20 protein-coding genes are annotated in these 19,892 nt (G+C 68.6%); 9 read left to right on the forward strand and 11 right to left on the reverse strand.

Annotation, left to right across the window (positions count from 1 at the left end; genetic code table 11):
• Nucleotides 1-52 precede the first annotated feature (52 nt).
• Nucleotides 53-769: a flavodoxin family protein gene (locus MHN84_RS06010; RefSeq protein ID WP_241203712.1), complete on the reverse strand. Its 717-nt coding sequence runs from the start codon at nucleotides 767-769 to the stop codon at nucleotides 53-55.
• Nucleotides 770-871: 102 nt separating this feature from the next.
• On the opposite strand from MHN84_RS06010, the gene MHN84_RS06015 reads away from it, so the two are divergent.
• Nucleotides 872-1,540, forward strand: a complete 669-nt coding sequence (locus MHN84_RS06015; protein ID WP_241203713.1) for a haloacid dehalogenase type II — start codon at nucleotides 872-874, stop codon at nucleotides 1,538-1,540.
• Here the strand turns inward: MHN84_RS06015 and MHN84_RS06020 are convergent, their stop codons facing one another.
• The 7 genes from MHN84_RS06020 to MHN84_RS06050 are packed head-to-tail and all read right to left on the reverse strand — an operon-like array spanning nucleotide 1,541 to nucleotide 7,861.
• Complete coding sequence (locus MHN84_RS06020; protein WP_241203714.1) at nucleotides 1,541-1,885, reverse strand: metal-sulfur cluster assembly factor; 345 nt, start codon at nucleotides 1,883-1,885, stop codon at nucleotides 1,541-1,543.
• On the reverse strand, nucleotides 1,882-2,352 hold the full coding sequence (gene sufU / locus MHN84_RS06025; protein ID WP_241203715.1) for a Fe-S cluster assembly sulfur transfer protein SufU: 471 nt from the start codon (nucleotides 2,350-2,352) through the stop codon (nucleotides 1,882-1,884). The genes MHN84_RS06020 and sufU overlap by 4 nt, the downstream gene beginning before the upstream one ends.
• Nucleotides 2,349-3,623: a cysteine desulfurase gene (locus MHN84_RS06030; RefSeq protein ID WP_374238329.1), complete on the reverse strand. Its 1,275-nt coding sequence runs from the start codon at nucleotides 3,621-3,623 to the stop codon at nucleotides 2,349-2,351. The genes sufU and MHN84_RS06030 overlap by 4 nt, the downstream gene beginning before the upstream one ends.
• A gap of 17 nt (nucleotides 3,624-3,640) precedes the next feature.
• The gene (sufC, locus tag MHN84_RS06035; protein WP_241203717.1) at nucleotides 3,641-4,411 is read right to left on the reverse strand and encodes a Fe-S cluster assembly ATPase SufC; all 771 of its coding nucleotides are present in this window, start codon (nucleotides 4,409-4,411) and stop codon (nucleotides 3,641-3,643) included.
• Nucleotides 4,412-4,413: 2 nt separating this feature from the next.
• Nucleotides 4,414-5,580, reverse strand: coding sequence for a Fe-S cluster assembly protein SufD (gene sufD, locus MHN84_RS06040; protein WP_241203870.1), 1,167 nt, complete (start codon nucleotides 5,578-5,580; stop codon nucleotides 4,414-4,416).
• A gap of 14 nt (nucleotides 5,581-5,594) precedes the next feature.
• Entirely contained in the window at nucleotides 5,595-7,034 is a 1,440-nt protein-coding gene (sufB, locus tag MHN84_RS06045) for a Fe-S cluster assembly protein SufB (RefSeq protein WP_241203718.1), read from the reverse strand.
• Nucleotides 7,031-7,861 carry a helix-turn-helix transcriptional regulator gene (locus MHN84_RS06050; protein ID WP_374238319.1) on the reverse strand — a complete coding sequence of 277 codons (831 nt, stop codon included), beginning with the start codon at nucleotides 7,859-7,861 and terminating at the stop codon, nucleotides 7,031-7,033. The genes sufB and MHN84_RS06050 overlap by 4 nt, the downstream gene beginning before the upstream one ends.
• Nucleotides 7,862-7,909: 48 nt before the next feature.
• Here MHN84_RS06050 and mptB point away from each other — a divergent pair, with 48 nt between their 5' ends.
• From mptB to MHN84_RS06065, 3 genes are read left to right on the forward strand one after another with little or no spacing between them, the layout of a single operon-like run.
• Entirely contained in the window at nucleotides 7,910-9,589 is a 1,680-nt protein-coding gene (mptB, locus tag MHN84_RS06055) for a polyprenol phosphomannose-dependent alpha 1,6 mannosyltransferase MptB (protein WP_241203720.1), read from the forward strand.
• Complete coding sequence (locus MHN84_RS06060) at nucleotides 9,586-10,521, forward strand: ABC transporter ATP-binding protein (protein ID WP_241203721.1); 936 nt, start codon at nucleotides 9,586-9,588, stop codon at nucleotides 10,519-10,521. Before mptB ends, MHN84_RS06060 begins: the two co-directional genes overlap by 4 nt.
• Nucleotides 10,518-11,333: an ABC transporter permease gene (locus tag MHN84_RS06065; protein WP_241203722.1), complete on the forward strand. Its 816-nt coding sequence runs from the start codon at nucleotides 10,518-10,520 to the stop codon at nucleotides 11,331-11,333. The genes MHN84_RS06060 and MHN84_RS06065 overlap by 4 nt, the downstream gene beginning before the upstream one ends.
• On the opposite strand, the gene MHN84_RS06070 is transcribed toward MHN84_RS06065, so the two are convergent.
• On the reverse strand, nucleotides 11,301-11,942 hold the full coding sequence (locus tag MHN84_RS06070; protein ID WP_241203723.1) for a hypothetical protein: 642 nt from the start codon (nucleotides 11,940-11,942) through the stop codon (nucleotides 11,301-11,303). The two genes, MHN84_RS06065 and MHN84_RS06070, sit on opposite strands and share 33 nt — an antisense overlap.
• A gap of 97 nt (nucleotides 11,943-12,039) precedes the next feature.
• On the opposite strand from MHN84_RS06070, the gene MHN84_RS06075 reads away from it, so the two are divergent.
• Together MHN84_RS06075 and MHN84_RS06080 are read left to right on the forward strand one after the other, a co-directional pair.
• The gene (locus MHN84_RS06075; protein WP_241203724.1) at nucleotides 12,040-12,627 is read left to right on the forward strand and encodes a TetR/AcrR family transcriptional regulator; all 588 of its coding nucleotides are present in this window, start codon (nucleotides 12,040-12,042) and stop codon (nucleotides 12,625-12,627) included.
• Between the two features lie 54 nt (nucleotides 12,628-12,681).
• A complete protein-coding gene (locus MHN84_RS06080; RefSeq protein WP_374238330.1) occupies nucleotides 12,682-13,617 on the forward strand; it encodes a heme A synthase in 936 nt (311 codons plus the stop codon).
• On the opposite strand, the gene MHN84_RS06085 is transcribed toward MHN84_RS06080, so the two are convergent.
• On the reverse strand, nucleotides 13,567-14,523 hold the full coding sequence (locus MHN84_RS06085; RefSeq protein ID WP_241203872.1) for a hypothetical protein: 957 nt from the start codon (nucleotides 14,521-14,523) through the stop codon (nucleotides 13,567-13,569). The two genes, MHN84_RS06080 and MHN84_RS06085, sit on opposite strands and share 51 nt — an antisense overlap.
• Before the next feature lie 19 nt (nucleotides 14,524-14,542).
• On the opposite strand from MHN84_RS06085, the gene MHN84_RS06090 reads away from it, so the two are divergent.
• Nucleotides 14,543-15,520 (forward strand): quinone oxidoreductase, encoded by a 978-nt coding sequence (locus MHN84_RS06090; RefSeq protein ID WP_241203725.1) that lies wholly within the window; start codon nucleotides 14,543-14,545, stop codon nucleotides 15,518-15,520.
• A 1-nt stretch (nucleotide 15,521) separates the two neighbouring features.
• Here MHN84_RS06090 and MHN84_RS06095 read toward each other — a convergent pair whose 3' ends face one another.
• The gene (locus MHN84_RS06095; protein ID WP_241203873.1) at nucleotides 15,522-16,460 is read right to left on the reverse strand and encodes a heme o synthase; all 939 of its coding nucleotides are present in this window, start codon (nucleotides 16,458-16,460) and stop codon (nucleotides 15,522-15,524) included.
• 193 nt (nucleotides 16,461-16,653) lie between these two features.
• Here MHN84_RS06095 and tkt point away from each other — a divergent pair, with 193 nt between their 5' ends.
• Nucleotides 16,654-18,747 carry a transketolase gene (gene tkt, locus MHN84_RS06100; protein WP_241203726.1) on the forward strand — a complete coding sequence of 698 codons (2,094 nt, stop codon included), beginning with the start codon at nucleotides 16,654-16,656 and terminating at the stop codon, nucleotides 18,745-18,747.
• 24 nt (nucleotides 18,748-18,771) lie between these two features.
• The gene (gene tal, locus MHN84_RS06105; protein ID WP_241203727.1) at nucleotides 18,772-19,887 is read left to right on the forward strand and encodes a transaldolase; all 1,116 of its coding nucleotides are present in this window, start codon (nucleotides 18,772-18,774) and stop codon (nucleotides 19,885-19,887) included.
• Nucleotides 19,888-19,892: the final 5 nt, after the last annotated feature.

The raw sequence follows: 19,892 nt of genomic DNA on the forward strand, positions 1-19,892 counted from the left end.
CCGGCCAGCGACGCACCCTGCTCAGAGCACGGCCGGCGCCGCCGTCATGTCCTCAGCGGTACTCGGGATTGACGAAGTCGTACCGGCAACCGGCATCCCACCCCGAACGGATGTTGCCGTGGGCGGGCACCCCGCCGGCCGACTTCAGCAATCGGGCGAGGTGCATCAGGTTCCACGTCATGAACGTCGTGTTGCGGTTCGTGAAGTCGTTCTCGGGCCCACCGGAACCGGGATCGAGATACGACGGTCCCGGACCCGCTTCGCCTATCCAGCCGGCATCGGCCTGCGGAGGAATGGTGTAACCGATGTGTTGCAGCGTGTAGAGAACGTTCTGGGCGCAGTGTTTGACGCCGTCCTCGTTACCGGTGATCAGGCATCCGCCGACACGGCCGTAGAAGAGGTACTGACCGGCATCGTTGAGCAGATGCGAGCCGCCGTAGAGCCGCTCGTGCACCCTTTTCATCACGGAGCTGTTGTCGCCCAACCAGATCGGACCTGCCAGCACCAAGATGTCGGCGGCGAGCACCTTCTCGAAGATCGCCGGCCAGTCGTCCGTGGCCCAGCCGTGCTCCCGCATGTCGGGCCAGACGCCGGTCGCGATGTCATGATCCACGGCCCGCACGACGTCGACCGCGACGCCGTGGCCGGCCATGATGGCGGTGCTGATCCGGATCAGGCCGTCGGTGTTGCTCACCTCCGGGGACCGCTTGAGCGTGCAGTTGATGAACAGCGCGCGTAGGGCACTGAAATCGGGGTCGATGTCGGCCATCGTGCGCTCCTGCCGTCGAATGAGGGTGTCGATGTGCAGTGCGCCGCGCGCACCTGCGCGTTACATGCCGCGGACAACGGCTATGGGCAGATGATGAGACCCGTGCCCTCTCCCCCTGTGCTGATCTTCGACGTCAACGAGACGCTGCTCGACATCGAGACGCTGGCGCCCGCATTCGAGGACATCTTCGGCGACCGGCGGGTACTGCGGGAGTGGTTCGCGCAGTTGATCCTCTATTCGATGACGGCGAGTCTCGCCGGCGGCTACACCGACTTCTTCGGGCTCGCCCGCGGGGTCCTGCAGATGGTCGGTGACACCCACGGTGTCCCGATCGCCGACGACGACTTTCAGCACGTCGCCGAAGCACTGCGTTCGATGCCCGCCCACCCCGACGTCGCCGACGGCCTCGCCGAGCTGCGCGGCCGCGGCCACCGGCTCGTCACGCTGACGAATTCGCCGCCGGTCAGCGGTGCGCCGACCCCGCTGGAGCGGGCGGGTCTGGGCGACTACATCGAGCGGCAATTCAGTGTCGACACGTACCGGGTGTTCAAACCGGCCACCCGGCTCTACCAGCACGTGGCGCAGGACCTCGGCGTCGCACCCACCGATTGCATGCTGGTCGCCGCACACGTCTGGGACACGATCGGCGCCCAGAGCGCCGGGATGTCGGGGGCGTTTGTGGCCCGGCCGGGCAACGCGGTCGTTCCGACCCTGCCGCTACCGACGGTCGTCGCCGGCGACCTCCTCGAGCTGGCTCGCCTGCTCGAGTGATCAGACGGTGAAGCCCAGGGCGCGCAGCTGCTCGCGGCCGTCCTCGGTGATCTTGTCCGGGCCCCACGGCGGGTTCCACACCCAGTTGATGCGCAACTCGTTGACCAGTCCGGCGCCCACGAGGGCAGTGCGGGACTGGTCTTCGATCACGTCGGTCAGGGGGCACGCCGCCGAGGTCAGCGTCATGTCGATCAGCGCGACGTCACCCTGCTCGCCCTTCTCGACGTTGACGCCGTAGACCAACCCGAGGTCCACGACGTTGATGCCGAGCTCGGGGTCGACGACGTCACGCATCGCCTCCTCGATGTCGGCGAGTTGTTCTTCGGTCGGTGCGGTCTCACTCATCGGTTCTCCTCCACAGAAGTCTCGTCCGGCCCGTGTGCTTGCGCCAAAGCTGCTTTGAAAGCCGTCCAACCCAGCAGCGCGCATTTGACCCGCGCCGGGTACTTCGCCACGCCGGCGAACGCGACGCCGTCGCCGAGCACATCCTCGTCCCCGTCGATCGTGCCCCGCGACGACACCATCTCCGAGAACGCCGCCACGGTCTTGAGCGCATCCCCGACGGTCTGACCGATCACCTGGTCGGTCAGCACCGACGTCGAGGCCTGGCTGATGGAACAGCCCTGTCCGTCGTAGGAGATGTCGATGACGGTCTCGCCGTCCTCGGACAGGGCCACGCGCAGCGTCACCTCGTCGCCACAGGTCGGATTGACATGGTGCACCTCGGCGGCGAACGGCTCCCGCAGCCCGCGGTGGTGCGGGTGCTTGTAGTGGTCCAGGATCACCTCCTGGTAGATCTGCTCCAGCCTCATGAACGACCCCGGGTCGCTTCGCTCCTGCCCGCCGGATCGAAGAACTCCACGGCGCGCCGCACCCCGGCCACCAGCCGGTCCACCTCGTCGATGGTGTTGTAGACGGCGAACGAGGCGCGGGCCGTCGCGGCGATGCCGAACCGGCGGTGCAGCGGCCACGCGCAGTGGTGGCCCACCCGCACCGCCACGCCGTCGTCGTCGAGCACCTGGCCGACGTCGTGCGCATGCACCCCGTCGACCACGAAGGACACCGGCGACCCGCGGTCGGTCATCGATGTCGGACCGATCACCCGCACACCCTCGATCTGCGACAGCCCCGCCAGCGCGGCGGCCACGAGGTCGCGTTCGTGCTCATCGACGGCCGGCATGCCGAGTGCGTCGAGATAGCGTGCGGCCGCCGCCAATCCGACAACCTGGGACGTCATCGGGGTGCCCGCCTCGAAGCGCTGCGGCGCGGGCGCGAACGTGGTGGCCTCCATCGTGACCGTCTCGATCATCGAGCCGCCGGTCAGCACCGGCGGCATCGCATCGAGCAGTGCCCGCTTGCCGTACAGCACGCCGATGCCGGTGGGGCCGAGCATCTTGTGTCCGGAGAACGCCGCGAAGTCGACGTCGAGACCGTGCAGATTGACCGGCTGGTGCGGCACCGACTGGCAGGCATCGAGCAGCACCAGGGCGCCCACCGCGCGGGCGCGGGCCACCAACTCCTCGACCGGCGCGACGGCTCCGGTGACGTTCGAATGGTGGCTGAAGGCAACGATTTTCACGCGCTCGTCGAGCTCGAGGGAGTCGAGGTCGATGCGACCATCGTCGGTGATCCCGTACCAGCGCAGCGTCGCTCCGGTGCGCTGCGCCAGCTCCTGCCAGGGAACCAGGTTCGCGTGGTGTTCGAGCTCAGTGGTGACGATGACGTCCCCGGGGCCGACGGCGTGCTCGAACCGCTTGTCGCCCAAGGCGAAGGCCACCACGTTGATGGCCTCCGTGGCGTTCTTGGTGAACACCAGCTCATCGGTGTCGGCGCCGACGAACGACGCGATGTCCTCGCGGCCCTGTTCGTAGGCGTCGGTCGCTTCCTCCATCAACTGATGGGCGCCGCGGTGCACCGCCCCGTTGGAGGTGAGCAGGAATTCCCGCTCGGCGTCGAGCACGGTCAGCGGCTTCTGCGACGTCGCTCCGGAGTCCAGGTAGGCCAGCTGGTTACCACCGCGCATCACCCGGGACAGGATCGGGAAATCCGCCCTGACCCGGGCCACCTCGGCCGCATCGAGCACGCGCGCAGCCGTCACGATCAGGCCCCCGCGGCGGCAGCCTGAGTGAAGCGCTCGTAGCCGTTGGCCTCCAGCTCGTCGGCGAGTTCGGGGCCGCCGGATTCGACGATTCGCCCGGCCACGAAGACGTGGACGAACTGTGGCTGGATGTAGCGCAGAATGCGGGTGTAGTGCGTGATCAGCAGCACGCCGCCGTGCTCGGCCTCGGCGTAGCGGTTCACCCCCTCGCTGACCACGCGCAACGCGTCGACGTCCAGACCGGAATCGGTCTCGTCGAGGATCGCGATCTTCGGCTTGAGCAGGCCGAGCTGCAGGATCTCGTGACGTTTCTTCTCGCCACCGGAGAACCCCTCGTTGACACTGCGCTCGCCGAAGGACGGGTCGATGCCGAGGTCGGTCATCGCACCCTTGACCTCCTTGACCCAGTGGCGCAGCTTGGGGGCCTCGCCGCGGACTGCGGTCGCGGCGGTGCGCAGGAAGTTCGACATCGACACACCCGGTACCTCGACGGGGTACTGCATGGCCAGGAAGAGGCCGGCCCGGGCACGCTCGTCGACGCTCATCTCGAGGACGTCGTCGCCGTCGAGGGTGATCGAGCCGCCCGTGACGGTGTACTTCGGATGCCCCGCGATGGCGTAGGACAGCGTCGACTTGCCGGACCCGTTCGGGCCCATCACGGCGTGGGTCTCCCCCGACTTCACGGTCAGGTCAACGCCTTTGAGGATCGGGATCTCTTCACCCTCGGGGGTGTTCACCGAGACGTGCAGATCTTTGATGTCCAGTGTGGTCATGGTCAACTCTTCTCGGTAATCGCTAGTTCGCGTTCGATGGCGTCGGTCAGGCGCTCCCGGACGGCGGGGACGGAGATCTTGGCGATGATCTCGCCGAAGAAGCCGCGGACCACCAGACGGCGGGCCTGCTCCTCCGGGATGCCGCGGGCGCGCAGATAGAACAGCTGCTCGTCGTCGAATCGGCCGGTGGCGCTCGCATGGCCGGCGCCGACGATCTCGCCGGTCTCGATCTCCAGGTTGGGCACCGAGTCGGCGCGCGCGCCGTCGGTGAGCACCAGGTTCCGGTTCACCTCGAAGGTGTCGGTGCCGGTGGCTTCGGCGCGGATCAGCACATCGCCCACCCAGACGGTGTGGGTGTCGGGTCGCCGCGAGGCCGGATCTCCTTGCAGCGCACCCTTGTACGTCACGTTGGAGCGGCAGTTCGGTTGTGCGTGGTCGACCAGCAGCCGGGACTCGAAGTGCTGACCGTCGTCGGCGAAGTAGAGGCCGAGCAGTTCGGCGTCCCCGCCCGGCGCGGTGTAGCGCACCCGGCCCGTCAACCGGACCACGTCGCCGCCGAGCGTGACGGCCGCGTGGCGCAACACCGCGTCCCGGCCCAACGTCGCGTGATGCATGCTGACGTGCACCGCGTCGTCGGCCCAGTCGGCGATGGACACCACACGCAGTGTCGCACCGTCACCGACCACGAATTCGATGTTGTCGGCGTAGGTTCCGCTGCCGCGGTGGTCGAGCACGACGACCGCTTCGGCCAACTCACCGACGCGGATCTGGATGTGCCCGTAGGCGGTCGCCCCCTCGCCGGGACCGGTGATCGTCACCTCGATCGGGTCGGGAACGACGGCCTGGGCGGGCACCTCGATCAGCGTGGCCGCGCCGAATGCCGAATAGGCTTGGGCGGCAACCCGATCGGCGGGAACGCCGGCGTCGCCCAGGCGATCGTCGGTGCGGGACACCTTCTCGACCCGCACGACATCGGCACCGGCCACCTCGACGGTGGCCTCCGCGGTGGCGACCGCCGAGCCGTCGTGCAGACCGCGAAGCCGCTTGAGCGGGGTGAAACGCCAGATCTCGTCACGGCCGCCGGGCACCTCGAAGGCGTCGACGTCGAACGAGGTGAACAGCTCGCCTTTGTTGGCACCCTCGAGGGCTGCCGTCACATTCGTCGTCACATCAGACTCTGCCACTAGCCGACCGCGCCTTCCATCTGCAACTCGATCAGCCGGTTGAGCTCCAGCGCGTACTCCATCGGGAGCTCCTTGGCGATCGGCTCGACGAAACCGCGGACCACCATCGCCATCGCCTCGTCCTCGGTCAGGCCGCGGCTCATCAGGTAGAACATCTGATCCTCGCTGACCTTCGACACGGTGGCCTCGTGGCCCATCGTGACGTCGTCCTCGCGGATGTCGACGTAGGGATAGGTGTCGGAACGGCTGATCGTATCCACCAGCAGCGCATCGCATTTCACGCTCGAACGCGATCCGTGGGCACCCTTGTTGACCTGCACCAGGCCGCGATACGACGCGCGGCCACCGCCGCGGGCGACGGACTTGGACACGATGTTGGACGACGTGTTCGGCGCCAGGTGCAGCATCTTGGCGCCGGTGTCCTGGTGCTGTCCCTCGCCGGCGAACGCGACGGAGAGGACCTCGCCCTTGGCGTGCTCACCGGTCATCCACACCGCCGGGTACTTCATGGTGACCTTAGAGCCGATGTTGCCGTCGACCCACTCCATCGTGGCACCGGCCTCGGCGCGGGCCCGCTTGGTGACCAGGTTGAACACGTTGTTCGACCAGTTCTGGATGGTCGTGTACCGGCACCGCCCGCCGGGCTTGACGACGATCTCGACGACCGCGCTGTGCAGCGAGTCGCTCTTGTAGATCGGCGCCGTGCAGCCTTCGACGTAGTGCACGTAGGCGTCCTCGTCGACGATGATCAGCGTCCGCTCGAACTGACCCATGTTCTCGGTGTTGATCCGGAAGTAGGCCTGCAGCGGGATGTCGACGTGCACGCCCTTGGGGACGTAGATGAACGACCCGCCGGACCACACCGCGGTGTTGAGCGCGGAGAACTTGTTGTCCCCGGCCGGGATCACGGTGCCGAAGTACTCCCGGAACAGTTCGGGATGCTCGCGCAGACCGGAATCGGTGTCGAGGAAGATGACGCCCTGGGCCTCGAGGTCTTCGCGGATGGAGTGGTAGACGACCTCCGACTCGTACTGGGCGGCCACGCCCGAGACCAGGCGCTGCTTCTCGGCTTCGGGGATGCCGAGCTTGTCGTAGGTGTTCTTGATGTCCGCGGGCAGATCGTCCCAGGTGGCGGCCTGCTTCTCGCTGGAGCGCACGAAGTACTTGATGTTGTCGAAGTCGATGCCCTCGAGGTTGGACCCCCAGTTCGGCATCGGCTTCTTGTCGAAGGTGCGCAGCGCCTTCAGGCGGATGTCGAGCATCCACTCGGGCTCGCTCTTCTTCGCCGAGATGTCGCGCACCACCGCCTCGGACAGGCCGCGCTGTGCGCTGGCACCGGCGACGTCGGAGTCGGCCCAGCCGTACCCGTACTTGCCCAGGGAGGCGATGGTCTCCTCCTGGGTCAGCGTTTCGGGCTTGACCTCAGGTGTGAGTGTCATTGCGACACACTCCTTTTGCTAGCTGACGGGCTCCGGCGCGGGCTGTGCGCCGGAACGTGGGTGGTGCAGGCACAATCCCCGTTGACGATCGTGGCGAGCCGCTGGACGTGAGTACCCAGTACCTCGGACATCGCCTGCTGTTCGGCCTCGCAGAGTTCGGGGAACTCCTCGGCGACGTGGGACACCGGGCAGTGGTGCTGGCAGATCTGCACCCCGCCCAGCGGACCGCGCACCTGCGTGGTCGTCGTGGCGTAGCCGGCCCGGCTCAGCGCGTCGGCGACGCGCTCTGCGGCGGCCTCGACGTCCTCGGCGCGCTCGGACGCCGCGGGCGCGACGCCGGACAGGATCGTGTCGATGCGCCGCCGGGCGAACGTGTGCACCGCGTCGTCCCCGCCGATCTCGCGCAGCGCCCGCATGGCCGCCGACGCCAGATCGTCGTAGGTGTGCTCGAGTTTCGCGCGTCCGGCGGCGGTGAGCTGGTAGCGCTTGGCGGGCCGGCCGCGGCCTTCCTGCTGCCAGGCGGCAGCGGACTTGGCCTGCGCGTCGCCCGCCTCGATCAGTGCGTCGAGATGTCGGCGCACCCCGGCCGCCGAAAGGCCGAGTCGCTCGCCGATGCTGCTTGCCGTCGTCGAACCGGACTCCAGCAGCAGACGCACGATCGCCGTCCTGGTGTCACCGTCGGCAGCCGAGGGTGACACCGACAGCGCCGGGGCCCCCTCAGTCGGCACGACAGTGCCCTCCGGACGGAATTTCACAACACCAGTGTGACGCAATTGCCAGACCGGGTCCACCAAGGCCACCCTTAGCGACGTCGTCATACTTCTCACACCGTCTGGGCGGCCGAACCGGGAATAGCCGCCCGCTACGCTGCCTGAGTGGCAGCCCGCCGACACTCGCTCAGCACCTCCATCGCCGGTCTCCACGGCGACGAGCGCACCGTCGGCAGCCCCCTGGACCCCGCCGAATTGGTTGCGCTGCACCGCACCCGCCTGTTCGGCGCGACGGGCACCGTGCTGATGGCGATCGGCGCGCTGGGGGCCGGTGCGCGCCCCGTCGTGCAGGACCCCACCTTCGGCGTGCGCCTGCTCAATCTGCCATCGCGCATCCAGACGGTGTCACTGACCATGACCACCACCGGCGCGGTGATGATGGCACTGGCCTGGCTGATGCTCGGCCGGTTCGCGCTGGGCAAGCGCCGCATGACCCGCAGCCAGGTCGATCGCACGTTGCTGCTGTGGGCGCTACCGCTGCTGATCGCCCCGCCGATGTACAGCAAGGACGTCTACTCCTACCTGGCCCAGAGCGAGATCTCCCTGCAGGGCAACGACCCCTACCGGGTCGGGCCGGCCCCCGGTCTGGGGCTCGATCACGTCTTCACGCTGTCGGTACCCAGCCTGTGGCGCGAGACGCCCGCCCCGTACGGGCCGCTGTTTTTGTGGATCGGGCGCGGCATCTCGCGGATCACGGGCGAGAACATCGTCGAAGCGGTGCTGTTCCACCGGCTGATGGTGTTGTTGGGCGTCGGCCTGATCGTGTGGGCGACGCCCCGGCTGGCACGCCGCTGCGGCGTCGCCGAGGTCAGCGCACTCTGGCTGGGCGCGACCAACCCGCTGCTGTTCATGCATCTGATCGCCGGCATCCACAACGAGGCGCTGATGCTGGGTCTGATGCTGGCCGGCACCGAATTCGCGCTGCGCGGTATCTCCGCTTTTCCCAGGGGCACCGCGGTGGGTGACGCCGTCCGGCACCGCGGGTACGCGCCGGCCATGCTGCTGGCCGGAACGGTGTTGATCACGATGTCCTCGCAGGTCAAGCTGCCGGGGTTGTTGGCGCTCGGTTTCGTAGCGATGGCGCTGGCCGCGCGGTGGGGCGGCACAGTCAAGGCGTTCCTGATGGCCGGCAGCGCGCTGGGCGCGGTGTCCCTGGCGGTGATGGCGCTGATCGGGTGGGCCAGCGGGCTGGGCTTCGGCTGGCTGTTCACCCTCGGCACTGCCAACGTCGTCCGCAGCTGGATGTCCCCGCCGACGCTGCTGGCCCTGGGCACCGGTCAGGTGGGCATCCTGCTGGGCCTGGGCGACCACACCACCGCTGTTCTCGGTCTGACCCGCGCGATCGGCGTGACCCTGATCGCGATGATCGTCACCTGGCTGCTGTTCGCCGTGCTGCGTAACCGCCTGCATCCGGTCGGCGGCCTGGGCGTCGCGCTCGGCGTCACCGTGCTGCTGTTCCCGGTGGTGCAACCGTGGTATCTGCTGTGGCCGATCATCCCGCTGGCCGCCTGGGCCACCCGGCCGGGGTTCCGCGCCGCGGTCATCGCCGTCACCCTCATCGTCGGGATCTTCGGCCCCACCGCCAACGGCGACCGCTTCGCCCTGTTCCAGATCGTGCTCGCGACACTGGCCAGCACCGTGATCGTGGCCACCCTGATCGCGCTGACCTACCGGTGGCTGCCGTGGCGCGCGGTGCCGGCAGCCGCGACAGGTCGCCTCGACGAGCCGGTAGGAGCGGCCCCCACGGCCGATCCCAAGGCCGACGCCTACGCTGAATCTCCGTGACCTCCCGTTCCGGCGACGCGCCCGTGCGACTGCGTGGCGTGACCAAGCGGTACGGCGACACCGTGGCGGTGTCCACGTTGGACCTCGAGGTGGGAGCGGCGGAGATCTTCGCGCTGCTGGGACCCAACGGCGCCGGTAAGACGACGACGGTCGAGATGTGCGAGGGCTTCGTCCGTCCCGACGACGGCAGCATCGAGATTCTCGGGCTCGACCCGGTGGCCGACAACGCCGAGGTGCGGGCACGGACCGGGGTGATGCTGCAGGGTGGCGGCGCCTACCCGGCCGCACGCGCCGGCGAGATGCTGGCGCTGGTGGCCTCGTATGCGGCCAATCCGCTGGACCCGGCGTGGCTGCTGGACACCCTGGGCCTGACCGATTCGGCGCGCACCGCCTACCGGCGGCTCTCCGGTGGCCAGCAGCAGCGGCTGGCCCTGGCCTGCGCGGTGGTCGGCCGGCCCGAGCTGGTGTTCCTGGACGAGCCGACGGCAGGGATGGACGCGCACGCACGCCTGGTGGTGTGGGAGCTGATCGACGCGCTGCGGCGCGACGGCGTGACGGTGGTGCTGACCACCCATCAGCTCACCGAGGCCGAGGAACTGGCCGACCACATCCTGATCATCGACAGGGGCCAGGCCGTGGCCGGCGGCACGCCCGCCGAGCTGATGCGCAGTGGCGCCGAGAACCAGCTGCGATTCCGGGCGCCGCGCATGCTGGACCTCTCGCTGCTTATCGCGGCGCTGCCCGAGAGCTACCGGGCCACCGAGCCCTCGCCCGGTGAGTACCTCATCGAGGGACGCATCGATCCGCAGGTGCTGGCGACGGTCACGGCGTGGTGCGCCCGGCTCGACGTGCTCGCCACCGACATGCGTGTCGAGCAGCGCAGCCTCGAGGACGTGTTCCTCGACGTCACCGGGCGGGAGTTGCGGCAATGAGCACGCCGAGGAACACACCGAAGCACACCTCGAACCGTTTCGCCGAGGGCACCTTCTCCCCCGATCCGCGGCCGGCCCCCGTGCCGCGGATGCTGGCCGCGCAGTACGGACTGGAACTGCGGCTGCTGCTGCGCAACGGCGAGCAGCTGCTGCTGACGATGTTCATCCCGATCACGCTGCTGATCGGGTTGACCCTGCTTCCGTTGGGCTCGTTCGGTCCGGATCGCGCCGGGACGTTCACCCCCGCGATCATGGCGCTGGCGGTCATCTCGACCGCATTCACCGGGCAGGCCATCGCGGTGGCCTTCGATCGCCGGTACGGCGCCCTCAAGCGGCTCGGAGCCACCGCGTTGCCGGTGTGGGGCATCATCGCCGGAAAATCGCTGGCAGTGGTGACCGTGGTGTTCCTGCAGTCGATCCTGCTGGGCGCCATCGGCCTCGGCCTGGGCTGGCGGCCCGCGCCGGCCGGCCTCGCGCTGGGCGCGGTGATCATCGCGCTCGGCACCGCGATCTTCGCCGCGCTGGGTCTGCTGCTCGGCGGCACCCTGCGCGCCGAGATCGTGCTCGCGGTGGCGAACCTGATGTGGTTCGTCTTCGCCGGGGTGGGCGCGCTGACCGTCGAGGGTGGTACCGACGGGGGCATCGTGCCGGCCGCTGTGCAGTGGATCGCGCGGTTGACGCCGTCGGGCGCGCTGACCGAGGCGCTGACGCAGGCGATGACGCTGTCGGTCGACTGGTTCGGCCTTGCGGTGATGGCGATCTGGGGCGCGGCCGCCGCGCTATGCGCGCTGCGCTGGTTCCGCTTCACCTGAGCTCGCCACCTGAGGCAGCAGATACTCCAGCCGACCGACCTCCTCGATGTTGTGCCGGACCCATGCTTCGGCCATCGTCGGCGGGAAGCGGCGTCGCAGCAGCGCATTGACCGGGGCCATCACCGCGCTGCGCGCGCCGATGTCCAGCACGGACACGTAGTGGGCGCCCTCGACGCCCGCCGACCACGTGTGCTCGAGGGCGACGATCGGCACCCCGGCGAGCCGCTGCACCAACCGGATGCCGGTGACGTCGAGTTTCTCGACCCGGTCGACGACGTCGACGCCGAACCTGGGATCACCGCCGAACGCCTCGACGACGTGGAACCGGGCACCTTCGCCGGCTCCGCCACCGGGCGCGGGCCGCCACAGCTCCCACCGGATGTGATCGGTCGGGTGCCAGGCCAGATAGCGATCGACGATCCGTCCGCCGTACTGCATCGTGCCGTCCAGGTGGGTGAACCAGTCGAGCAGCATCGCCGGGGTGACCCCGGCCAGGGGTCGGTGGTCGATCGTGATCCGGCGCCGGCCGTGGGCACAGTCGATGAACTGCACCGATGCCGAGTCGATCGGCCGCATCGGGTACAGCACGGGAAGTGGCGGGTGGTACATGTCCGTCCTTAGAAGATACGTTTGCGTTTCTAAAGAGAGACGGTACGATGGCCGCAATAAGATACGCAAGCGTTTCTCTTCGGAATCGAGTGTGATCATGCCCACCACCCGTCGACGCGGCCCGGAGCTCGATGCGGCGATCAAGTCGGCCGTCATGGATCTGCTGGCCGCGCACGGACCCGACGGCGTCACGATGGAGGCGGTCGCCGCGGCCGCCCACACCAGCAAGCCCGTGCTCTACCGGCGGTGGTCCGACCGCCGCGCCCTCCTGCGCGACACCCTCATCGAGGTCGCCTCGGCGGCGATCCCCACCGCGGACACCGGCGGGTTCCGCACCGACATGCTGGCCGTGCTGCGCGGGTGGGCCGAGCTGTTCGCCGGCCCACGCGGACCGTTGATGCGCTCGATCGTGATGGCGGTGGCGGCCGACCCCGAACTGGCCGAGACGTTCCACGCCGACGTCATCGGCAGCCGCAAGGCCGACGTGACCGCCCTGGTGCAGCGCGGGATCGACCGCGGGGACGTGCGGGCCGACATCCCGATCGGCGTCGTCAGGGAACTCGGCCAGAGCGTGCTGTGGCACCACCTCCTGATCACCGGCGACCCCATCGACGACGACCTGGTGCTCACGCTCGTCGACGAGGTGCTGGTGCCGCTCACCGCCCCTACTACGACCCGTAGTTAGCCGGGCTCTACCATCGACACCGTGCCCAGCCGACGACTCCTGCCACGGCTCTTCGTGCGGCTCGTCGATCTCTTCCCGGAGCCGAGCCTGCGCGTGCAGCGCATCGTCGCCGCCGCGGTGATCCTGACCCAGGGCGGCATCGCCGTGACCGGCGCCATCGTGCGTGTCACTGCGTCGGGACTGGGCTGCCCGACCTGGCCGCAGTGCTTCCCCGGCAGCTTCACGCCCGTCCCCCATGCCGAGGTTCCGGGCATCCATCAAGCCGTCGAGTTCGGCAACCGGTTGATCACGTTCCTGGTCGTGCTGACCGCGGCCGCGGCCGTCATCGTGGTGACCCGGGCCCGGCGCCGCCGCGAGGTGCTCATCTACGCCTGGCTGATGCCGGCCTCGACCGTGCTGCAGGCCGTGATCGGCGGCATCACGGTTCTCACCGGCCTGCTGTGGTGGACCGTGGCGGTGCACCTGCTCGCCTCGATGCTGATGGTGTGGCTCTCGGTCCTGCTGTTCGTCAAGATCGGTCAACCCGATCAGGGCGTGACGGTCTCACGCGCGCCACGAGCGTTGCGCCAGCTGACCGCACTGAGCGCACTGACCCTCGCCGCGGTGCTCGTCACCGGCACGATGGTCACCGGGGCGGGACCCCACGCCGGCGACAAGAGCATCGAGCGCCCGGTGCCACGGCTGGAGGTCGAGATCACCACGCTCGTCCACCTGCACTCGTCGTTGCTCGTGGCCTACCTGTCGCTGGTGATAGGGCTGGGCTTCGGGCTGCTGGCGACCCGCACGGCGCCTCCGGTGCTGAGGCGATTGCGGGTGCTGGTGGTCCTGATCGCCGCGCAGGGGCTGCTCGGTGCGGTCCAGTTCGCGACCGGGGTGCCGGCGGTGCTGGTGGCGTTCCACGTCGCGGGGGCCGCGGCGTGTACCGCCGCGACGGCCGCGCTATGGGCCGCGATGCGCGAACGGACCCAGCCCGAGCTCGTCGAGGGCTGACTCCAGCGCCAGCGCGAATCGGCGCTGCTGCCGGTCCCGGGCCGCCTGATCGAGCTGCCGCCACCCCAGTGACGGCTCGACGAGCTCGAGTTCCAGCAGCGCCGGCGCATCCGGTCCACCCAACACATCGACGCGCGCGTACAGCAGATCGGTGACCCGGATGCGCAGATGCGCCGCCGCGGCGGCGAGGGCGGCGTGGCCGACCTCCCACAGCTCGTCCGCCGGGTCCGCGCGCTGCAGACGCTCCTCGGCGTAGGTGCCGGACGGATCGAGCACCGGCCCCCGGCCCGCCTCGGGCAGCATCGGACCCTTCGTGAAGGCGTGTGACGGCTCACCGCGCAGGAACACCATCGCGGTCTCGCCGTCGGCCACCCGAGCGTCGTAGGGCTGTACCAGCGCCGTCCGTCCGTCGGCCTGCAAGGCCACGGCATGCGCGTACGCCGCGTCCGCGTCGCGGAACCGCATCGCCCCCACCGATCCGGCGCCGACCGCTGGTTTCACCACGATCTCCCCACCGACCTCCCCACCGACCTCCCCGATGACGACCGGCTCCCCCGGCGCGAAGAACGCGCTTGGTACGGTCGGCACGCCGGCGGCCGCGAGGTCGGCCAGATACCGCTTGTCGGTGTTCCACGCGACCACATCGCGCCCGTTGAGCAGCCTGCGCACCCGAGAGGTCCAGGCCATGAACTCGCCAAGCCGTTCGGTGTAGTCCCACGTCGCGCGCAGGATCACCACGTCGGCATCCAGCGTTGCGGGGTCGTCCCAGGAGAGCCACCGGGCGTGAAGTCCGCGCGTCCGCAGCGCCCCCACCAAGCCGGCATCGTCACCGTCGCCCTCGGGCAGCGCGGGGCATCCCGCCAGCACGATGCGCGGATGGAACACCTCGGGGCGGGCGAGCTTCATGACGGGCATGATGTCACCTATGTACGCGATCGAAGTCGCCGAGACCGGCGGGCCGGAAGTTCTGTCCTACGTCGAGAAGTCCCGCCCCGCACCCGGACCCGATCAGGTGCTGATCAAGGCCGAGGCGATCGGCGTCAACTTCATCGACACGTACTTCCGTTCTGGGCTGTATCCGCGGGAGCTGCCGTTCGTCGTCGGCACCGAGGTGTGCGGCACGATCGAGGCCGTCGGCGACGATGTCGCCGCGCTCAACGTCGGCGACCGTGTGGTGACCGCCCAGGCTCTCGGCGCCTACGCCGACTACTGCCTGGCCCCTGCCGACTTCGTCGCCTACGTGCCCGAGGGCGTGGCACCCGACGTGGCCGCCTCGGCGCTGTTGAAGGGTATGACGGCGCATTACCTGATCAAGTCCACCTACCCGATCCAGCAGGGCGACACCGTGCTGGTGCACGCCGGCGCCGGCGGCGTCGGTCTGATCCTGACCCAATGGGCCACCAGCCTCGCGACCAAGGTGATCACGACGGTCTCGACGTCCGACAAGGCCGAGTTGTCCCGCCAGGCCGGTGCGGTCGAGGTGCTCGACTATCCGGACGATCCGCAGACGTTCGGCGCGCACATCCGGGAGCTGACCGACGGCCAGGGCGTGCAGGCGGTCTACGACGGGGTGGGTGCCTCGACGTTCGAGGCGAGCCTGGCAAGCCTCGCGGTGCGCGGCACGTTGGCGCTGTTCGGAGCGGCGAGCGGGCCGGTGCCGCCGTTCGATCCGCAGCGCCTCAACGCCGCCGGTTCGGTGTTCCTGACGCGACCGAATCTCGCCCACCACACCCGCACGGCCGACGAATTCTCGTGGCGGGCGGGCGAACTGCTCAGCGCCATCGCCGACGGCACGCTGACCGTGACCGTCAGCAACCGTTATGCGCTCGCCGATGCGGAGCAGGCACACCGCGACCTGCAGGGCCGCAAGACCGTCGGATCGGTGGTGCTGCTGCCCGGCTGACTCAGAGGTGCAGCAGGGTGGGCAGGTTCAGAGCCGAGTCGACGGCCAGCGCGCAGAACACCACCGCGAGGTAGTTGTTCGACTGGAGGAACAGCCGCAGCGGCTTGACCGGTTCCCCGCGCCGCACGCCGGCGTAGAGCTGATGGGCCATCACCAGGAACCAGGTACCGGCCAGGATGGCCACCGAGGCGTACAGCCAGCCGGTGGCCATGGCCAGCGCCAGCGTCGCGATCACGGTCAACCAGGTGTAGACGAGGATCTGCCTGGTGACCTGCACCTCGGTCGCGACCACCGGCAGCATCGGCACGCCCGCCGCCTTGTAGTCCTCCTTGTAGCGCATGGCGAGCGCCCAGGTGTGCGGCGGCGTCCAGAAGAAGATGATCAAGAACATCACGATCGCGGGCCAGCTGATCGTGCCGGTCACCGCCGACCAGCCGATCATCACCGGCATGCAGCCGGCGGCTCCGCCCCACACGACGTTCTGCGAGGTCCGCCGCTTGAGCAGCAGCGTGTACACCAGCACGTAGAACGCGATCGTGGCGCCGGCCAGGTGCGCCGAGAGCATGTTGGTGGTCCACCACAGCCAGAAGAACGACCCGACCGAGAGCGCCAAGCCGAACACCAGGGCGTGGCTGCGGGGCACCGTGGCGCGCGCCAGCGGACGGCGCTCGGTGCGCTTCATCACCTTGTCGATGTCGGCATCGGCGACGCAGTTGAGCGTGTTGGCGCCGGCGGCGGCCAGCAGTCCGCCGAACATCGTGTTGAGGATCAGCAGCGGGTCCACGCTGCCGCGGTGGGCCAGCAGCATCGCCGGAATCGTGGTGACCAGCAGGAGTTCGATGACGCGCGGTTTCGTCAGAGCCAGGTAGCCGAGCAGGGTGGTGCGGAAACCGCGCGGGGCGGCGTCGGCCGAATCCCCGACGAGGTCGCCTTCGCGGATCCTCACCCAACCAACTCCTTCACGCCGCGTCTACTACAGGCGATGGTAGACCGCTCGGGGCCGTCGCCGAAATCTCGGGGTGTCACGGATGGTTCCCGGCACCGTGGGTATCACCCCTGCGTCCCGGCGTCGGTGAGCACTAGGGTGGTTGGTGCGGATCGACACGCCCCACCAAGTCCAAGGAGTGCGCCTCGTGACCACGCTCGAAGAGATCTCTTCGCTGACCCGACCGAACCATCCCGACGACTGGACCGAGCTGGACTCCCGCGCGGTGGACACCGTCCGCGTGCTGGCCGCCGACGCCGTCCAGAAGGTGGGCAACGGTCACCCCGGGACGGCGATGAGTCTGGCGCCCCTGGCCTACACGCTGTTCCAGCGCCAGATGCGCCACGATCCCAGCGACACGGACTGGTTGGGCCGCGACCGGTTCATCCTGTCCTGCGGGCATTCCAGCCTGACGCTCTACCTTCAGCTCTACCTGGGTGGCTTCGGGCTCGAACTGTCCGACATCGAGGCGCTGCGGACGTTCAAGTCCAAGACGCCCGGCCACCCCGAGTTCCGCCACACCAGGGGCGTGGAGATCACCACCGGCCCGCTGGGGCAGGGGCTGGCCTCGGCGGTCGGCATGGCGATGGCGTCACGCTACGAGCGTGGCCTGTTCGACCCAGACGCCCCGGCCGGTGAAAGCCCGTTCGACCACTACATCTACGTGATCGCCTCCGACGGAGACATCGAAGAAGGCGTCACCAGCGAGGCGTCCTCGCTCGCCGGCACCCAGCAGCTCGGCAACCTGATCGTGTTCTACGACAAGAACCAGATCTCCATCGAGCACGACACCAACATCGCGCTGAGCGAGGACGTCGCCGCGCGCTACCGGGCCTACGGCTGGCACGTGCAGGAGATCGAGGGCGGCGAGAACGTGGTTGCCATCGAACAGGCGATCGCGGAAGCGAAAAAGGTGACCGACAAGCCGTCGTTCATCGCGTTGCGCACGATCATCGGATATCCGGCGCCGAACAAGATGAACACCGGCGGTGTGCACGGGTCGGCTCTCGGCGACGACGAGGTCGCGGCCACCAAGAAGATCCTGGGCTTCGACCCGGACAAGACTTTCGAGGTCAGCGACGAGGTGTTCGAGCACACCCGCAAGTTGGTCGACCGCGGACGCGAGGCGCACGAGAAGTGGCAGCCGGGCTTCGACGCCTGGGCCGAACGTGAGCCCGAGCGCAAGAAGCTGCTGGACCGCCTGACCGCCGAGGAACTGCCCGACGGGTGGGACTCCGACATCACCTACTGGGAGCCCGGTTCCAAGGCCGTCGCCACCCGCGCGGCGTTCGGGCAGGTGCTCAACGACGTCGCGCCGAAGCTGCCCGAACTGTGGGGCGGCTCGGCCGACCTGGCGGGCAGCAACAACACCACGATCAAGGGCGTCAAGTCGTTCGGCCCGCCGTCGATCTCGACGTCGGACTTCGAGGCCGACTGGTACGGCCGGGTGCTGCACTTCGGTATCCGCGAGCACGCGATGGGCTCGATCCTGTCGGGCATCGTGCTGCACGGCCCGACGCGCGCGTTCGGCGGGACGTTCCTGCAGTTCTCCGACTACATGCGTCCCGCGGTGCGGTTGGCCTCGCTGATGGACATCGACACCATCTACATCTGGACCCACGATTCGATCGGCCTGGGCGAGGACGGGCCCACCCACCAGCCCATCGAGCACCTGGCGGCGCTGCGAGCCATCCCGAACCTGTCGGTGGTGCGCCCGGGTGACCCGAACGAGACGGCGTACGCGTGGAAGAGCATCCTCGCCCGCGGTAACGGCAGCGGCCCGGTCGGTTTCATCCTTACCCGTCAGGGCATCCCCGTGCTGGAGGGCACCGACGCCGAGGGCGTCGCCCGGGGCGGGTACGTGCTTGGTGGCGGCTCCCCCGCCGACGACGCCGACGTCATCCTGATCGGCACGGGCTCCGAACTGCAGATCGCAGTCGAAGCGCAGAAAGCGTTGCGGGAGAAGAACATCAACGCCTACGTGGTGTCGATGCCGTGCCTGGAGTGGTTCGAGTCCCAGCCCAAGGAGTACCGGGACAGCGTGCTGCCTCCGCAGGTGTCGGCTCGGGTCGCCATCGAGGCAGCGGTCGCGCAGAGTTGGTGGAAGATCGTCGGCGACACCGGCGAGATCATCTCGATCGAGCACTTCGGCGAGTCGGCCGACGACAAGACGCTGTTCCGCGAATTCGGTTTCACCCCAGAGGCAGTGGTGGCCGCCGCGGAACGCAGCATTGCGAACTAGCCAGCGAACAATCGAGGAATTGACATGACCCAGAACGAGAATTTGGCGGCTCTCTCGGCCGCAGGCGTTTCCGTATGGCTCGACGACCTGTCCCGCGAACGGCTGCAGACCGGCAACCTGCAGTCGCTCATCGACACGAAGTCGGTGGTGGGCGTGACCACCAACCCGTCGATCTTCCAGGCGGCGCTGTCCAAGGGTGACGCCTACGACGACCAGATCAAAGAACTCGCCGAGCGTGGCGCCGACGTCGACGCCACCATCCGGACCGTCACCACCGACGACGTGCGCAACGCGTGCGACGTGTTCGCCAAGATCTACGAGCAGTCCGACGGCGTCGACGGCCGGGTGTCCATCGAGGTGGACCCGCGGCTGGCCCATGACACGGACAAGACGATCCTGCAGGCGATCGAGCTGTGGAAGATCGTCGACCGGCCCAACCTGCTGATCAAGATCCCCGCCACCGAGGCCGGTGTTCCCGCGATCGCTTCCGTTCTCGCCGAGGGAATCTCGGTGAACGTGACGCTGATCTTCTCCGTCGAGCGCTATCGCCTGGTGATGGACGCCTACCTGAAGGGCCTCGAGAAGGCCAAGGAAGCGGGCCACGATCTGTCCCGCATCCATTCGGTGGCGTCGTTCTTCGTCTCCCGCGTGGACACCGAGATCGACAAGAGGCTCGAGGACATCGGTTCCGACGAGGCGCTGGCGCTGCGCGGCAAGGCCGGCGTCGCCAACGCCCGACTGGCCTACGCCGCCTACGAAGAGGTGTTCCTCGGCGGGGAGCGCTTCGAGAAGCTCAAGAACGACGGCGCACGCGTGCAGCGGCCGCTCTGGGCGTCGACGGGCGTGAAGAACCCCGATTACTCCGACACCCTCTACGTCACCGAGCTGGTGGCCCCCAACACCGTGAACACCATGCCGGAGAAGACGATGGACGCGGTCGCCGACCACGGCGTGGTCACCGGCGACACGGTCACCGGCAAGGGCGCGGAATCGCAGGAGATCTTCGACGAACTCTCGGGTGTGGGCATCGACCTCACCGACGTGTTCCTGGTGCTGGAGAACGAAGGCGTGGAGAAGTTCGAGAAGTCGTGGCAGGAGCTCATCGAAGCCACGCAAGGCCAGCTCGACGAGAAGAAGTGATCCGG

Origin of the sequence: Mycobacterium sp. PSTR-4-N (genome assembly GCF_022348085.1) — a bacterium.
Taxonomy (GTDB): Bacteria; Actinomycetota; Actinomycetes; order Mycobacteriales; family Mycobacteriaceae; genus Mycobacterium.

Coding starts and splice junctions, on each gene's coding strand:
- MHN84_RS06010 (WP_241203712.1), bottom strand. CDS start 769: ATGGCCGACATCGACCCCGATTTCAGTGCCCTACGCGCGCTGTTCATC.
- sufU (WP_241203715.1), bottom strand. CDS start 2,352: ATGAGGCTGGAGCAGATCTACCAGGAGGTGATCCTGGACCACTACAAG.
- MHN84_RS06085 (WP_241203872.1), bottom strand. CDS start 14,523: ATGAAGCTCGCCCGCCCCGAGGTGTTCCATCCGCGCATCGTGCTGGCG.
- MHN84_RS06020 (WP_241203714.1), bottom strand. CDS start 1,885: ATGAGTGAGACCGCACCGACCGAAGAACAACTCGCCGACATCGAGGAG.
- MHN84_RS06075 (WP_241203724.1), top strand. CDS start 12,040: ATGCCCACCACCCGTCGACGCGGCCCGGAGCTCGATGCGGCGATCAAG.
- tal (WP_241203727.1), top strand. CDS start 18,772: ATGACCCAGAACGAGAATTTGGCGGCTCTCTCGGCCGCAGGCGTTTCC.
- sufB (WP_241203718.1), bottom strand. CDS start 7,034: ATGACACTCACACCTGAGGTCAAGCCCGAAACGCTGACCCAGGAGGAG.
- sufC (WP_241203717.1), bottom strand. CDS start 4,411: ATGACCACACTGGACATCAAAGATCTGCACGTCTCGGTGAACACCCCC.
- MHN84_RS06070 (WP_241203723.1), bottom strand. CDS start 11,942: ATGTACCACCCGCCACTTCCCGTGCTGTACCCGATGCGGCCGATCGAC.
- MHN84_RS06090 (WP_241203725.1), top strand. CDS start 14,543: ATGTACGCGATCGAAGTCGCCGAGACCGGCGGGCCGGAAGTTCTGTCC.
- MHN84_RS06065 (WP_241203722.1), top strand. CDS start 10,518: ATGAGCACGCCGAGGAACACACCGAAGCACACCTCGAACCGTTTCGCC.